The 15,773-nt window shown below is 58.6% G+C and carries 10 protein-coding genes and 1 pseudogene; 5 read left to right on the forward strand and 6 right to left on the reverse strand.

Annotation, left to right across the window (positions count from 1 at the left end):
- The coding region (locus ABYV26_RS08275; protein ID WP_372679958.1) for a DEAD/DEAH box helicase at positions 1–1,082 on the reverse strand (1,082 nt) is incomplete at its 3' end.
- A gap of 234 nt (positions 1,083–1,316) precedes the next feature.
- Here ABYV26_RS08275 and ABYV26_RS08280 point away from each other — a divergent pair.
- The gene (locus ABYV26_RS08280; RefSeq protein ID WP_372679959.1) at positions 1,317–1,886 is read left to right on the forward strand and encodes a hypothetical protein; all 570 of its coding nucleotides are present in this window, start codon (positions 1,317–1,319) and stop codon (positions 1,884–1,886) included.
- Between the two features lie 4 nt (positions 1,887–1,890).
- Here the strand turns inward: ABYV26_RS08280 and ABYV26_RS08285 are convergent, their stop codons facing one another.
- The 5 genes from ABYV26_RS08285 to ABYV26_RS08305 form a co-directional block, all read right to left on the reverse strand.
- Complete coding sequence (locus ABYV26_RS08285) at positions 1,891–2,223, reverse strand: PilZ domain-containing protein (protein WP_372679961.1); 333 nt, start codon at positions 2,221–2,223, stop codon at positions 1,891–1,893.
- Positions 2,224–2,364: 141 nt separating this feature from the next.
- A complete protein-coding gene (gene rapA / locus ABYV26_RS08290; protein ID WP_372679963.1) occupies positions 2,365–5,175 on the reverse strand; it encodes an RNA polymerase-associated protein RapA in 2,811 nt (936 codons plus the stop codon).
- A gap of 120 nt (positions 5,176–5,295) precedes the next feature.
- A complete protein-coding gene (locus tag ABYV26_RS08295) occupies positions 5,296–6,396 on the reverse strand; it encodes a TRAP transporter substrate-binding protein (protein WP_372679965.1) in 1,101 nt (366 codons plus the stop codon).
- Positions 6,397–6,450: 54 nt separating this feature from the next.
- Positions 6,451–7,776 carry a TRAP transporter large permease subunit gene (locus tag ABYV26_RS08300; RefSeq protein WP_372679966.1) on the reverse strand — a complete coding sequence of 442 codons (1,326 nt, stop codon included), beginning with the start codon at positions 7,774–7,776 and terminating at the stop codon, positions 6,451–6,453.
- Positions 7,776–8,309, reverse strand: a complete 534-nt coding sequence (locus tag ABYV26_RS08305) for a TRAP transporter small permease subunit (RefSeq protein WP_372679968.1) — start codon at positions 8,307–8,309, stop codon at positions 7,776–7,778. The genes ABYV26_RS08300 and ABYV26_RS08305 overlap by 1 nt, the downstream gene beginning before the upstream one ends.
- 317 nt (positions 8,310–8,626) lie before the next feature.
- Here ABYV26_RS08305 and ABYV26_RS08310 point away from each other — a divergent pair, with 317 nt between their 5' ends.
- From ABYV26_RS08310 to ABYV26_RS08325, 4 genes and pseudogenes are all read left to right on the forward strand, one after another.
- Entirely contained in the window at positions 8,627–10,507 is a 1,881-nt protein-coding gene (locus tag ABYV26_RS08310; protein WP_372679970.1) for a GNAT family N-acetyltransferase, read from the forward strand.
- 114 nt (positions 10,508–10,621) lie between these two features.
- Positions 10,622–12,568: an ASKHA domain-containing protein gene (locus tag ABYV26_RS08315; protein WP_372679972.1), complete on the forward strand. Its 1,947-nt coding sequence runs from the start codon at positions 10,622–10,624 to the stop codon at positions 12,566–12,568.
- A 549-nt stretch (positions 12,569–13,117) separates the two neighbouring features.
- Complete coding sequence (locus tag ABYV26_RS08320) at positions 13,118–14,686, forward strand: acetyl-CoA decarbonylase/synthase complex subunit delta (RefSeq protein WP_372679973.1); 1,569 nt, start codon at positions 13,118–13,120, stop codon at positions 14,684–14,686.
- A 49-nt stretch (positions 14,687–14,735) separates the two neighbouring features.
- Positions 14,736–15,773: pseudogene (locus ABYV26_RS08325) on the forward strand (carbon monoxide dehydrogenase); the annotation flags it as partial.

Raw genomic sequence — 15,773 nt, forward strand, 5'->3', positions numbered from 1 at the left:
ATGGTGATGGATGTCTCGGCCACGTTGGTGGCCACGATGATCTTGCGGGCCGCGGTGCCGGCGAAAACCCTGCGCTGCTCCCCGGCACTGAGCCGGGCAAACAGAGGCAGGATCACCGTCCTCGCAAAATGGCGCCCCCCCAGTGTCTCGCAGGTCTCACGAATATCCTGCTCGGTGGGCATGAAGATCAGGATGTCCCCCCGGGTACGGCGGGCCATCAGTCCATCCACGGCGGTTGCCGCCAACTCGACTGGCGTGCGGTCCTCCTTGTCTTCCGGGCCGGCATCCGGATATAAATAGCGCGTCTCAACCGGATAAAGCCGCCCGGAGACCTCGATCACCGGTGCATCGTCAAAGGCCTGGGAGAATTTCTCGGTGTCGATGGTGGCCGAGGTAATGATCAGCTTCAGGTTCTTTCGTTTGTGGACCAGCTGTTTCAGGATGCCGAGCACAAAATCGATGTTCAGGCTGCGCTCGTGGGCCTCGTCGACGATAATCGTATCGTATTCGTTGAGCCAGGGATCGCCCTGGGTTTCGGCCAGCAAAATGCCGTCGGTAACCACCTTGATATACGCGTCGGGGCCGCTCTTGTCCTGAAAACGGATTTTGTAGCCCACCGATTGTCCGAGAACCTCTCCCAACTCTTCGGCAATACGGGCGGAAACCGTGGTGGCGGCAATGCGCCGGGGCTGGGTGCAGGCAATTTTGCCGTTGATGCCGCGCCCGGCAGCCAGGCAGAATTTGGGGATCTGAGTGGTTTTGCCCGATCCGGTCTCACCGGAGATAATGGTCACCGGATGTTGGCGGATGCTGTCGATGATCGCCGCCTTTGCCGCAGTGATCGGCAGATGGGCCAGCCCCTCAAATTGAGGGACCCCTTCCCGGCGTCGCTGCCATCTGGCAGCGGCGTTACGGATTTTCGGAGCCAGATCGTTCAGGCGTCGGGCCATCTCTGCGTCCGCCATCTTTTTCCGGGACCGCACCAGCCGGTCCAATTCACGGCGCAGGGCGATGGCGTCGCTGTGCATGGTCGTTTTAATCAGGTTGCGAAAGTGGTCAATCTGTTTTTGGTTGTCGGTCACAAATGGTCCTGTTCGTCTGCGTTTGCACCGGGCTGGTGGCGCCCTTTTTTACCATGACCAATAAGGATTTCAACCCCTTTTACGGGCGGTCGTCGGCCAATCGGACCGTCAGTGCGGTTCTTAATTGTATCGGTTCACGCGATCTGCTAATGTGATTTTCGTTTTGGCGCTGCCGGCGATACGATTAGCATCGAGGCAGGATTGAACGATACAGGGAGGTTGACACACAAAGAGATGACAAGGAACTCTATTTACTGGCGTGGATGGATCGCCCTTTTGGGTTGTGCCGTGCTGCTGATCGGCGCCATCGATCAGACTACCAAGGATGCGCTCACGGTCAGGCACATCCTCAGGGTCATCGCCGAGCAGCCGCCCCGCGCCGACACGCAGGAGCTCAGCGCTAAAGTGACCGAGAAGGAGCTCAACGCCTACATTGCCTACCGCCTGGCACAGGAGGAGGAGCCGGTCTGCGAGGATCTGACGGTGAAACTGCTGGATGACAACCATGTCCGCGGGAAAATGCGGTTCGATGCGCAGCGACTCAACCTGGACACCCTGTTGGGCGAAAACCTGGTTTTCGATTTCAAAGGCGTTTTTCTGACCCGGAATGGAGCGGCCCGTATCGATCTGGTCTCCCTATCGCTTAACGGCCAACCGATCGATCCGCAGGTGCTGGACTTCGTTATTCACACGGCGGCATTGGTGTACCGAACGGAATCGTCAGGCATCGGTGACTGGTACGAGTTGCCTAAAGGCATAAAACGGATCGATGTCAGAAAGGCCAACGCCATCTTGTATTATTGAAGGTTTATCGATCACCCTCATGCACAATCTCGGGGAAATGCCCCTCCTTGCAGATCAGCCCGTCAATTGGCCGGTCGAAAACCACCGAGAAGCCCTTGGATGTACGGCGAACGACCGATCCCGAGACCTGGAGTTGGTTTTCAAATTCGAAGACCGGAAATTTGAGATCGATCGGCTGGCCCTCGGCGATCCGCCGCCAGGTGCCGATAAATATCCCCGTGGCACCGATATTCTTGATGATATCCCGAAACGACCCTTCCTTGACGGAATATTCCGCAATAATAAAGGCCGCCCGGCGGGGAAATCGGCGCTGGTTTATATTGGATTGCATGTTCATGGCGCTGTGCTGAGATCCGATTAGGATAAAATTTTATTTTACCATTTCATCTTTGGAATTCCAACCGCCAGCCAACCCCGAATTCGGAAAAGACGACGGCTGCTTGGTGATAGATTTAGGACCCGGCGATCAAAACGCCTTTCATTTTTTTACAATAAGGCGCATGGCATCCAGTCTCATCCGAGCCGATGAGACGGACGACAACAAGGCATCCCGTTCCAGCTTTACCGCGGTGATTTCCCTGTCACCAATAGCGGCATTTACGCGGGAGAGCGCCTCGATGCGATTGACTTCGTCGTCCATCGACCTTCCGGCCGCCTGATGCGCCGCTTCGATGATCGGCCGGGACCTGTCCTGGGCTATCCCCCGACCCGCCTCGAGCATATCCGGGAACCGATGGGAAAAAGCAGGAACGATTTCAGCGAAAAGGGAGGCTGAACCGTCAGTGAGCTGGTCCGACAGCCCTTCGGGCAGAGCCACTTCACAATTATTCAGGTGGTGATCCACCACCACCCGAAACGGGGTTGGCGCCAGGAATCGCTCCACATAAAGATCAGGCCTGGCGATCGCTTCCAACAAGAATACCATCTCTATCAGAAATGCCGGCTCCCCGGCGCTCTCCCAACAGGCAAATCCGGCATTGCCTTTTCCGCTGCCCAGATAGTGTTCCATGGCACCGCTCACCAGTGGATGATCCCGGGTGAGGAATCCGAGATCTTCACGAATCAAGGCCCTGGCACGGTCCGTGGTCACCGTCAGACCGGCGGGTCGGAACCCCGGCAGCGGGTCCGCATAACGGCGGTCCGGGCTCAATCGATAGACCTGGTGGGCAATCGGCTCCATCACGATTCCCCAGACGTCAAAAAGCGGTTCGACCCATTGCAGGAAACCGGGATCATTGTCTACCTCTCGGATGGCTTCCATCAGCCGAGCCACCTTCTCCGGGGGCAATGCATCCAGCTCCAGGAGCCGATCCCGCTCCAATTCAATACGACGCTGTTGGCGGATGACGGAAATCCGGCCACCGTGGATCAGCCGGTCCAGGCGGGCATCGGTCGATTTATTGCCCAAGTCGCCGATCAGGGCCATGAGTTGACCGAAAAAACGGCTGGTCACCCACCCGGCGGCCGGGATGTTCGTTTCAAATGCGTTCAGGGCCTCATGGTACCATCGTGTCAGGATCTCCCCACCAGTTCCACGGACAAACGGCACCCACACCTGAACGACCCCGGTCTGGCCGATGCGGTCCAGACGGCCGAGGCGCTGCTCAAGCAACTCAGCATCCGGCGGCAGATCGAAAAGGACCAGGGAGCGGGCAAACTGGAAGTTGCGTCCCTCGCTGCCGAGTTCCGAACACAGCAGCAGCACCGCACCGCCGGGCTCGGCGAACCAGGCCGCATTGCGATCCCGCTGCACCAGCGTCATCTCCTCGTGATAGCGCCCGACATGGACCTTGATGCGCTTTTCCAGGGCCTCATAAAGCGCCTTGACCTTTAAGGACGTTCGGCAGATCAGCAGCGTCTTCTCCGCAGGGTTTTCACGCAGATAGTTTTCCAACCAGGCCACCCGGGGGTCGTCTTCAAAAGCGATCTTACCGCTTGCCGGCTGCAATCCGCAATCCTGCAGGACTTCCCGGTTGAACTGAAGACGCATCGGAGCCCCCATGCCATCTACATCGAGAGGCACCAGATACGCCCGCCGGCCCGGAAACCCGCCGACGCTGCGCCGGGTATTTCTAAACATCACACGGCCCGTGCCGTGCCGATCGATTAGGGTCCTCATCAAATCTTTCCGTCCGGCGGTTTGAGCCAGTTTTTCTTCGATGGCGTGGACAGGCCGGCCGAGTATATGCGACAGGCGTTGCAGGCTATCCTGATCGGCGTAGTGGCCATCCGCCAGCGTCTGCACGATCCGGGCAATCTGTCCCAACGCCCGGCTTTGCGTTTTGAATTGCCCATGGTCGGTATAGCGATCCGGGTCCAGCAGGCGCAGTCGGGCAAAATGGCTGCGTTCCGACAGGTGCCCCGGCGTGGCCGTGATCAGAATCATCCGCTCAACGGTTTCCGCCAGCGGTTGAACCTGTTGGAACAACGGGCCACCCGGCTGCATGTGGTGGGCTTCGTCCACCACCACCATATCCCAGCCGGCGTCGATTAATCGGGACTGCAGTGCAGGTGGGGCAGTTGTCAAAAAAGAGAAGCCGCAAAGCCCCAACGGTTGGTCTAAAAAGGGATTGTCACCGGCGGCGGAAGGCGGCGTTGCCACCGGAAACGCATCATCGAAAATGCGAAAGCGCAGATTGAATCGGCGTGCCAGTTCTACAAACCACTGCACCACCAGGGCATCGGGAACGATGGTCAGGATCCTATTGATCCGGCCGGTAACCGTCAGGCGATGCAGAATCAGGCCCGCTTCGATGGTTTTTCCCAAGCCGGTTTCGTCGGCCAGCAGCACTCGGGGACGGCGGCGAGCACTGACCTCGGCGGCAATAGCGAATTGATGGGGAATCAGGTTCACCCGCCCGCCTACGAATCCTGACACCGGCGACCGGGCCATGCGGTGCCGGTAGCGCAGGACGCGACATCTCAGGTCAAACAGGGCGGACGGGTCGCGCTGCCCGGCCATGAGCCGTTCCCTCGGCGTGTCAACTGCCAGCGTATCGGGCAGCCGGTCTTCACGCAGGCGTATGCCCTGGCCGCAATACACGCGAAGCCCCCCTTCCGAATCAATGGCGTCGACGGTCATGGTTTCACCCGGCTCGCTTTCGATACGATCCCCGGGGTGAAAGACAATCCGCCGAATGGGCGCGCTTTGGATGGCATAAATCCGGGTAATGCCGATTAGCGGAAACCTGAGGTGAATCCGCCTACCCAAAATGGCGTCGACGATGCCCACGCCCAGTTCGGGTTCCATTTCACTAGCCCAGCGTTGACCCACAGCGATGTCGGCCATCGATACCACGGCCTCTCCTTCACAAAAAAAACATCGGCTCCGGTATTGCGCCGGAACCGATGGTGATTGTCAAAGTGTCTATGGTTGACGACCCGAAGCCCGGGGCGCCGTAATTGCCGGTTAGCCCTTCAAGGGAAACTTGGGTTGAATAATGTCGTAGTAGGCCTTCTCGGACACGCTGCCCCAGGTGCCCACCACTTTCTGGAAGTTTTTGAATGATTCGTTGACCTTGGTGGCCATGGGGGTCTTGGCGGCTTCTTCGGCCACCACTTCATCGGACAGTTTTTTAAGGTCCGCCATGACTTGGTCGGGAAACTGGATCAATTGCGCCTTCTTGTCGTTGATCAGTGTCTGCAAGGCTTGGCCGTTGAGGGCGTCGAACTGGGCCAGAACCCAGTGCTCGGTTTCGGTGCAGGCGGCATCAACGATGTGCTGCAGGTCCTTGGGCAGGCTCTCGTAGGCCTTCTTGTTGAAGAAATACTCCAGGTAGGTGCCCGGCTCGTGCCATCCGGGGTAATAGTAATACTTGGCGGCCTGATAGAGCCCCAACCTCAGGTCATGCAGGGGGCCCACCCACTCGGTAGCATCGATCACGCCGCGCTCCAGGGAGGTAAATATTTCACCGCCGGGTAGCAGCACGACCGTACCGCCAGCCTTGGCCAGCACCTTGCCGCCCAGGCCCGGGATTCTCATCTTCAAACCCTTGAAGTCGTTGATGGTATCGATTTTTTTATTGAACCAGCCGCCCATCTGGACGCCGGTGGAGCCGCCGGGACGGGGAATCAGGTTGAAGGGGGCGTATGTTTCCTCCCACAGCTTCAATCCGTCACCGCCGTAGAACCAGGCGCTCATGCCCTGGCCGTTCATGCCGAAGGGCACGGCGGAAAACCACTGGGTGGCCGGTTCTTTTCCCGCCCAGTAATAGGCGGCCCCGCTGCCCACTTCGACGGTGCCGTCCGAAACCGCCTGAAAGCTTTCCAGGGCCGGCACCAGTTCACCGGCGGCAAAGACCTGGATCTTGATACGGCCGTCGGACAATTCACCAATGCGTTTGGCCAGTCGCTCGCAGCCGTCCTGGAGTACGGGCAGTTTGGGAGGCCAGGTGGTGACCATCTTCCAGTTGTAGGTTTTTGCCGCCCGTACCGCCGGTGCATTGACTGCCGTTGCCGCAACCGCCGCCGCGCCGACACCCGCCTTTTTCAGAAAATCTCTTCTTTTCATCGCTGCATCCTCCTTGGTTGATGATGGGGTGATGGGATCAAGACCGAACTCAAATTAATTCCCAAAAACAATTTTCGGCAGCCAGGTGGCCAATTGGGGAAAAAGGACCACGATGGCCAGGCCGATAACCTGAACCAGGACAAAGGGAATGATGCCCCGGTAAATGTGCCCGGTGGAAATTTCCGGCGGCGTCACCGCCTTCAGATAAAACAGCGAAAATCCAAAGGGGGGCGTCATGAACGAGGTTTGCAGGTTGACCGCGATCAGGATGCAGAACCACACCGGATCGAAGCCGAATTCGATCATGATGGGCGCCAGCACCGGCACATGGATAAAGGTGATTTCAATAAAATCCAGAAAAAAGCCGATGACGAAAATCAGGGCCATGACGATGGCCAGGACCATGTTATGGCTGTACTTGTCGGCCAGGGATCCCAAGAAATCCCTCACCAGTCCGTCGCCGCCCAATCCGCGGAAGACCAGCCCGAAGAGCGCCGCCCCGCAAAGGATGATGAACACCATGCAGGTCAGACGCACCGTGGTCTGCATCACCTCCTGGAGGATCTTCAGTGAAAATTTACGGTTGGCCACGGTCAGCAGGGTGGCACCCACGGCACCCACGGCGGCCGCTTCGGTGGGGGAGGCGATACCGGCAAAAATGGAGCCCAGAACGGCCACCATCAGAAACAGCGGCGGAAACAGGGCCTTGCCCGCCCGGGCCGCTAACTGGCGTGGTGAAATGGCGGCCAACTCGGCCTTGGGAATGGCCGGTGCCCACTTGGGGCGCAGCCAGGAGATGATCAAGATGTAAAGGATAAACAGACCCACCAGCAAGAAACCGGGGAAGACTGCCCCCATAAACAAGTCGCCGACGGAAACGCCGACGATATCGCCGATGAGCACCAGAACAATGCTGGGGGGGATGATCTGACCCAGTGTACCGGAAGCGGCCACCGTGCCGGTGGCCAGTTCATTCTTGTATCCGCGGCGAAGCATGGTGGGCACGGCGAGCAGGCCCATGGTGACCACGGTGGCGCCCACGATTCCGGTGGAAGCGCCCAGCAGGGCGCCCACCACCACCACGGAGATGGCCAGCCCGCCGCGCAGGCGGCCGAACAGCAGCCCCATGGTGTCGAGCAGTTCTTCGGCTAAGCCGGAGCGCTCGAGCATGACGCCCATGAAGACAAACAGAGGCACGGCGATCAGGGTGATGTTGGTCATCACGCCCCAGATGCGCAGGGGCAGCAGGTTGAAAAAGGACCAGCCGAAACCGATGAGGCCGAAACACATGGCGGTTCCCATCAATGTGAAGGTGACCGGAAATCCGGCCATCAACAGGATCGTCAGGGCCAAAAACATCCATGCAGGCAAATACTCCATCAAGCCTTCTCCTCGTCATCCGTTTCAGCACCCAGAAGCTGCAGCAGCGCATGAACACCCATGGAGAGCCCCTGAAGCAGCAGCAGGGTATACCCCACGGTCATGGTTCCTTTGACGATAAACCGGTAGGGAATGCCTCCCGGATCAGGAGAGCCTTCCAGCATGGAGAAGGAGTTGCTGACAAAATGCCATGAGGTGCTGATCACCAGGTAGCACCCGGGGATGAGGAAAAAGATCACGCCGATGAGGTTGATCCACGCTCGCCCTTTTAGGTTCAACCGCTGGTAGATGATATCCACCCGCACATGGCCGTCGTGAAGCAGGGTGTATCCGGCACCGATGAGGAATATGAAGGCGAAGAGGTGCCATTCCAGCTCTTGGGTAAAGACGAAGCTGGTTTTGAACAAATAACGCATGACCACATCGACAAAAACTACCAGAACTAGCAGCAGGGTGATCCAGGAGACCAAACGGCCCACCGCCTCGTTGGATCTGTCGATGGCGCCGCTGAAAACCCTCAACCAATTGAGCATGGACACCGCCTGAAAAAAAGCCAGCAATAATTGTGTGTTGGTTAAACTGCCTGAATCCGCGCCGACTTTCCCGGCGTTGGGTATAAATAGCTAAAAGCTTCAACTTGTTACAATATATACGCCGCGATGTCAACAAGCAGAGAAAGTGAATCGCATTCAGTCCTTGCCGGTAACAGGTCGAAAAGGGTTGCCGAATCAGGGCTGAAAAAGGACTTTTTCTTGATAAAGGGTCAATGAACCGTTATGAATATACGCTCAGTCAGCGTATCCGGTTAAGGCATGCATAAAACAAGCGATTGACGGGCAAAGAGGATGAAATGGCGGGCAATTTATACTGGGCGGACAGTTATGTGCAGAAACGATGCACAGCCGAAGATGCCATCGGACATATCCGACCCGGTCAGCGGGTGTTTATCGGCTCGTCCTGCGGGGAACCCCAGCATCTGGTAAAGACCTTGGCCGAGGCGACCGCCTGGTTCACCGATTTGGAGATCGTGCGGCTCATGTCCCTGGAAACCGCCCCGCTTTCACTGATCGCCAACCGCTCCCGGGGCCAGCGCCTGAACATTCGCTCCTTTTATATGGGATCGGCCAAATCCAAACATCTGGCCGAAAAGGCCCGCTTTTTGACCCCGCTGAATCTGTCGGCCATTCCCCGGCTGTTCCAAAGCCGGCGCCTGCCGGTCCATGTGGCCTTGATCCAGGCAACGCCGCCAGACGATTTCGGCTGGATGAGCCTGGGGGTTTCGGTGGACATTACCCTGGCGGCGGCCACCTCCGCGGATCTGACCATCGTCCAGGTCAATCCGGAAATGCCCCGGGTGCTGGGCCGGAGTTTCATTCACGTCAACGACGTCCACCTGGTGGTTGAACGGCAAGAGCCCATCCTGACCCTGCCCATCGTCCCCGAATCCGATGCTGCCGACACCATCGCCCAGCTGATTGCCAGGCTCATCGAGGATGGTTCCACACTTCAAATCAGCCCGGGAACGGCCCCCCAGGCAACCTTGACTACGCTGTCGGAAAAAAACGACCTGGGCATCCACACGCAGTTCATGACCAACGAGATGATGCACCTGTTTGCTCGGGGAGTGATCACCAATCGCCGCAAAGGACTGAACAACGGGAAAATGGTGGCCAGCAGCGCCATCGGATCGCCCAGCCTTTACGAATTCATCAACGACAACCCGGCCATTGAATTTCACCCCTCGGATGTAGTCAACGCAACGCCTGTCATCGCCGCCCACAACAAGATGGTTTCTCTGTCCGTCGCCATGGCCATGGACCTCACCGGCCAGGTGGCCGCCGACGCCCTGGAGTTCAACAACTTTTCCGGTGTCACCGGCATGCTGGACTTCATTCGGGGAGCATTTCAGTCCGAGGGGGGTCGCAGCATCATCATGCTTCCGGCCACCGCCGTGGGAGGGGGAAAAAGTCGCATCGTTCCCGTGTTGGGTGACACCGCCGTCGTGGTGCCCCGGGCCGATGTCCACTACGTCGCCACCGAATTCGGGGTCGTGAACCTGTTCGGCAAAAGCCTCCAGGAGCGGGCCATGGCCATGATCAGCATCGCCCACCCGGATTTTCGGGATGAACTGTTGCACCACGCCAAGCGGCTGAACCTGATCGGCGCCGAACGAAAGATGAAGGGCTCCCTGCACGGGGTTTATCCCCTCCGCCTGGAAGAGACGCTCGAGATCGAGGGCCGAGCGATAACCATTCGCCCGGCCAAACCGGTCGACGAACGGCGGATCCAGGAACATTTTTACACCCTGGACAAAGACGATATCGTCTCGCGTTTTTTTCACGAGAAGACCAGTTTCGTCAGTGACGATGTGGGAGCGGTCTCCCAGGTCGACTACATTAAAAACCTCACCATGCTGGCGGTGGTCGGCGAGTTCGGCTTCGGCAAGGTGGTAGGCATTGGCGAGTACCTCTTGGATCCGTCCTGCAACCTGGCTGAGGTCGCCTTTTCCGTCAGTGGCGCCTGGCAGGGCAAAGGACTCGGCAAGCGGTTGATGAAAAAGCTTTTCGAGGGGGCCCGGGACAACGGCATCGCCGGCTTTACCGCGTATACAGCACCTGACAACCAAGGCATGCTCAGCCTGTTCAACAGCCTGCCCGTGCATGTATTCACCGCCATGGAAGACGGCATGGCGGCCCTGAGTTGCCGGTTTGACGATTTGAAAACCAATTGAGGGATTACGAATTTAGGAATTAGGGAATTGGTGAATAAAAGAACCCCAAAAGACAGCATTCCTTCAATTCCTCAATCCCCCAATTCCTAAATCTCATAATCAAAGGATTCATTCATGACTACCCATACAATTAAATTCCTACCCCACAATCGCGAAATCAAGGTCAACGACGGCGAAATCCTGATCCGGGCGGCCATGGAGGCCGGCGTGCACATCAACGCCTCCTGCGGGGGCGAGGGTGTCTGCGGGAAATGCCGCGTCATCGTGGAATCCGGCCAGGTGGCGGGGGGCCTCAGTGAGCAGTTGAGCCCGGCCGATCGGGAAAAAGGCTTCCGCCTGGCCTGCCGCTCGACGATCACCGAAGATGTGGTCGTCCGCGTGCCGGTGGAGTCGACCGTCGACACCAGCGTGCTGGATCAACGCTACGTCCCACGGCGCACGGCCCGTATTCGACAGATGGACCTCAACGACCTGAAGGAACAGGGGTTGTTCCTGCCGCCGGTGGAAAAGGTCTACATCGAGCTGCCCGAACCCGACAACCAGGATCATCTGCCCGACGTCACCCGGTTGGTCAGCCACCTTAAGCTCCACCACGACGAACACCGCCTGACGGTAAGCCTGCCGGTAATCCGCAAAATTCCCGACGCGCTGAGAAAGGACGGCTTCAGGGTCACCGCCACCCTGGCCCGGCCGGTGATGGACAGCGGCAAGACCGAGATCATCAACGTCCAGTCCGGAGACACCACCGACCGCAACTATGCCATCGCCATGGACATCGGAACCACAACGGTTTACGGCCAGCTCATCGACCTGAAAAATGGTGAGGTCATGTCCGAACATGGTGAATTCAACGGCCAGATCAGTTACGGGGAGGATGTCATCAGCCGGATTGTCTTTGCCGAAAAAGAGGGCGGACTGGACCGCCTCCACAAGGTGGTGGCCAAAACCATCAACACGATCATCGGCAAGATCGTGCGCCGTGCCAAGGTGGATCCGGACGACATCGCCGCCATCACCCTGGCCGGCAACACCACCATGACCCAGCTGCTGCTTCAGATCAATCCCCGCTATATTCGCCGCTCCCCATACGTACCGGCGTCCACGCTCTACCCGCCCATCCGGGCGGTGGACATCGGTCTGGATCTGCGGGATCACGTCACGGCCCTGGTCTATCCGGCCGTTTCCAGCTACGTGGGCGGAGACATCGTGGCCGGGGTCATGGGGTCAGGGATGTACCTGGACGACCGGCTGACCCTGTTCATGGACATCGGCACCAATGCGGAGATCGTCATCGGCAACCGGGACTGGCTGGCCTGCGCCGCCTGCAGCGCCGGGCCGGCTCTCGAAGGCGGCGGCATCAAATTCGGCATGCGAGCGGCCAAAGGCGCCATCGAGGACTTCTCATTGGATCCGACCACCTGGGAGCCTATGTTGATGACCATTGGCAATGTGCGTCCCAAGGGCATTTGCGGGTCCGGAGTGATCATCATGACCGCCGTCATGTTCGAACTGGGCCTGATCAACAACCTGGGCAAGTTCAACCGTGATCTGGCATCCGACCGCATCCGGGTGGACAACGGCGTGTGGGAATATGTGCTGGCCTGGGCCGAGGAGACCCAGATCGACCGGGACATCACCTTCACCGAAATCGACATCGAAAACCTGATCCGGGCCAAAGGTGCCATCTACAGCGGCTGTATGACCCTGTTAACCGAGGTGGGCATGGGTATGCAGGACATCGACCGCATCATTCTGGCCGGCGGTTTCGGCAGTTACGTGGACCTGGAAAAGGCCATGACCATCGGTCTGCTGCCGGAAATCGATGCGGACAAGGTCACCTTCATCGGCAATAGCTCCCTTTTAGGGGCCAAGATGAGCAGCCTGACCAACCGGATCCGCAAGGATGTGGTGGAGGCGACCCGCAGCATGACCAATTTCGAGCTGTCGGAAACCCCGTCCTACATGGACAATTACGTGGCGGCCTTGTTTCTGCCCCACACGGACATGAACCCGTTTCCCCGGCTCAAGGAACGGCTGGCCCAGCGGCGGCAGCAACCCTGACCGAGACCGGTTAGACGCGCATATGGTCATAACTATAAAAGATAACAGGGGTTCTGCCGTTAGGTGTTTTAACGGCCGTCGACGCCTGTTGCGTGCCGAAGGCAATATAGTAATAATTGGGATTTAATCCCACTCCTCTATTGACAAATAAACCCTTCAACCTATAAGAATAATCCTTGGTTTTCCGCCTTTGGGAAGCGGGAGGCCATCTCGGCCCCAGTGGCCCTTTCGAACCAATTACAATCTGTTTTTCCGACCGACAAATGAGTCATCATTTGCGCACCAGAGGGCTGTTTTGACGATGCTGTGCTGCATGAAAAAGAAAACGATCCATCACGCTGACCGCAACCCTATCCTATACCCGCCTTTTCTCTCCCACGGATTTTTATCTACCGCTGTAGATTCTATATATAAAAAATACTTAAACGAAAGGGGGCCTGAGCTTTTTATTTTGTGACCGGGGCTTATCGCCCTGCCACACGAACAATGAACCACCGTAGTGCTTCAGTACACCTCAATCATTAACCGGTAGCTGATAAGGAGGTAACTTTGAGTTTCGAATTCTACAAAGAATCCTATGCAGGTGCGATAAAGGCGATCTCCATCGGTAAAGGCGACAAAGCCATTACCGTCGGAGGTGAAACCTGCTACCCACTCTATCAGTTTGAGGGGGAAATGCCCCACAAACCGAAAGTGGCCATGGAGATCTGGGACATGGCACCCGATGAGTGGCCGGCAGCGGCAATGGAACCCTTCAAGGACGTGGTCTCCGACCCGGCCGCATGGGCCAAAAAATGCGTTGAGGAATACGGCGCCGAAATTATCGTGCTCCAACTCAAAAGCACCGATCCCAACGGCACCGATGCAAGCCCGAAGGAAGCATCGGCCACGGTGAAAAAGGTGCTGGGCGCCATCGACGTGCCCCTGGTGGTCTGGGGCGTCGCCAACCACGAAAAGGACGAGGCGGTCTTCAAACAAATTGCCCAAGACTGCCAGGACGTGCAGCTGACCTTAGGCCCGGTGGAGGATAAGAACCACAAGGGCGTCGGCGCCGCCGCCATGGGCTACGGCCACGCCATCATCAGTTCGTCTCCCATCGACGTCAACCTGGCCAAGCAGGTCAACATTTTGCTGGAAAACCTGGGCATGCCCATGGATCGGGTAATCATCGACCCCACCACCGGCGGTCTGGGCTACGGTCTGGAGTACAGCTATTCGGTCATGGAGCGCCTCAGGATGGCCGCCATGGCCCAGGGCGACGACAAGCTCCAGATGCCCATCATCAACAACCTGGCCAACGAAATCTGGAAATGCAAGGAAGCCAAGCAGGACGTGGACGAAGCCCCGACCCTGGGTGATCCGGAAAAACGCGGCATCCTCATGGAAGCCGTGGGTGCCGTGACTTACCTCATGGCCGGATCCGACATCCTGATCATGCGCCACCCCGAAGCCATCCGGCTGGTCAAGGCATTCATCGACATCGCCATGGACGGTGGCAGCGCCGCCGACATCGCCCCCATCGCCAAACGCCTGGAAGGCGTCTCCGTGGATCTGGCCGCCCTGGCACCGGCACCGGACCTGACCATCGAAGAAGAGAAAAAAGCCGCTCCGGCCAAAGCCGCCGCGGCACCCAAGGCTGCCGCCAAACCGGCCGCCAAGCCGGCCGCCGCACCCGCAGCCAAGCCGGCCGCTGCAAAGAAAGCCGAACCGGCGCCGGCAGCTGCCCCCGCCGCGCCGGCGGTAGACGCCCAAGCCGAGGCCAAGGCCAAGGCCGACGCCGAAGCCGCCGCCAAGGCCAAAGCAGAAGCGGATGCCAAAGCCAAGGCCGAGGCGGAAGCCAAAGCCAAGGCGGATGCCGACGCCAAGGCCAAAGCAGCCGCGGACGCCGAAGCCAAGGCGGAGAAGGAAGCCGCCGCCAAGGCAGCCGCCGAAAGAGACGCCGCCGAGGAGTCTCTGCGCCAGAAACGTGCCGCCGAGCGTGCCAAAATGGCTGCCGCACGCAAAACCGGCGCCGTCGACAACGTGGTTCCCATGACGCCTGCCGCCGAGCAGAAAAGCGAGCCCGAGAAGATTCTCGAACGGCTCAACTGGGTCCACAAACGTGTCTCGCTATACTAAACCCTGAATCGCTAACCCTTGCCGAAATCAATACGAGGAGGAACCTCTGATGGCAGAACTAACCAAAGATAAGGGCGCCAAACTGGCCGATCCGGTCGGCGCTTCCATTGACCCTGCAACCCAGGAACTGATCGCCCGGGCCCAGCGGCTGAACATCGACACGGTGTTCGACCGTGCAGTCCAGATGAAACCCTGCGCAATCGGTATCCAGGGGATCTGCTGTAAAAACTGTGCCATGGGCCCCTGCCGCCTGCCCCTGCCCAAGGGCGGCATCGAGGGAAAAGACACCCGCAAGGGACTTTGCGGCGCCACGGCCAACACCATCGCAGCCCGTAACTTCATCCGCATGATCGCCGGCGGCGCAGCCGCCCACTCCGACCATGGCCGCTGTGTGGCCGAGGTGTTCCTGAGTGCGGCCCGCAAAGAGACCGACGCCTACAAAATCAAGGACGTCAACAAGCTGTTGGCCATTGCGCCTTGGTTTGACGTGGCCACCACGGTAGATGTGGACGGCGCCGTCCAGGACCGCAACATCGATGAAATCGCCTTGGAAGTGGCCGAAAAAGCCCTGAATGAATGGGGCAAGGCAGAAGGCGAGCTGCGCTACCTGAAGCGGGCGCCGGCACCCCTGTATGAAAAGTGGGCCAAAACCGGCGTACTGCCCAGAAACATCGACCGTGAAATCGTCGAGATCATGCACCGCACCCACATGGGCGTGGACCAGGATTACAAAAACCTGATGAAGCAGGGCACGCGCGCCTCTCTGGCAGACGGCTGGGGCGGCTCCATGCTGGCCACGGACCTTCAGGACGTGCTTTTCGGCACCCCCTACCCCCTGCAGGCCGAAGCCAACCTGGGCGTCATGAAGGAAGACCACGTCAACATCATCGTCCACGGCCATGAGCCGGTGCTCTCCGAGATGATCGTGGCAGTGAGCCAGAAACCGGAGATCATCGAGTACGCCAAATCCAAGGGCGCCAAAGGCATCCAGCTGGGCGGCATTTGCTGCACGGCCAACGAGATTTTCCAGCGCCACGGCGTGCCCCAGGCCGGCACCTACCTGCAGCAGGAGCTGGCCATCATCACC

This window comes from Desulfosarcina sp. (genome assembly GCF_041551955.1).
Classification (GTDB): Bacteria; Desulfobacterota; Desulfobacteria; order Desulfobacterales; family Desulfosarcinaceae; genus Desulfosarcina.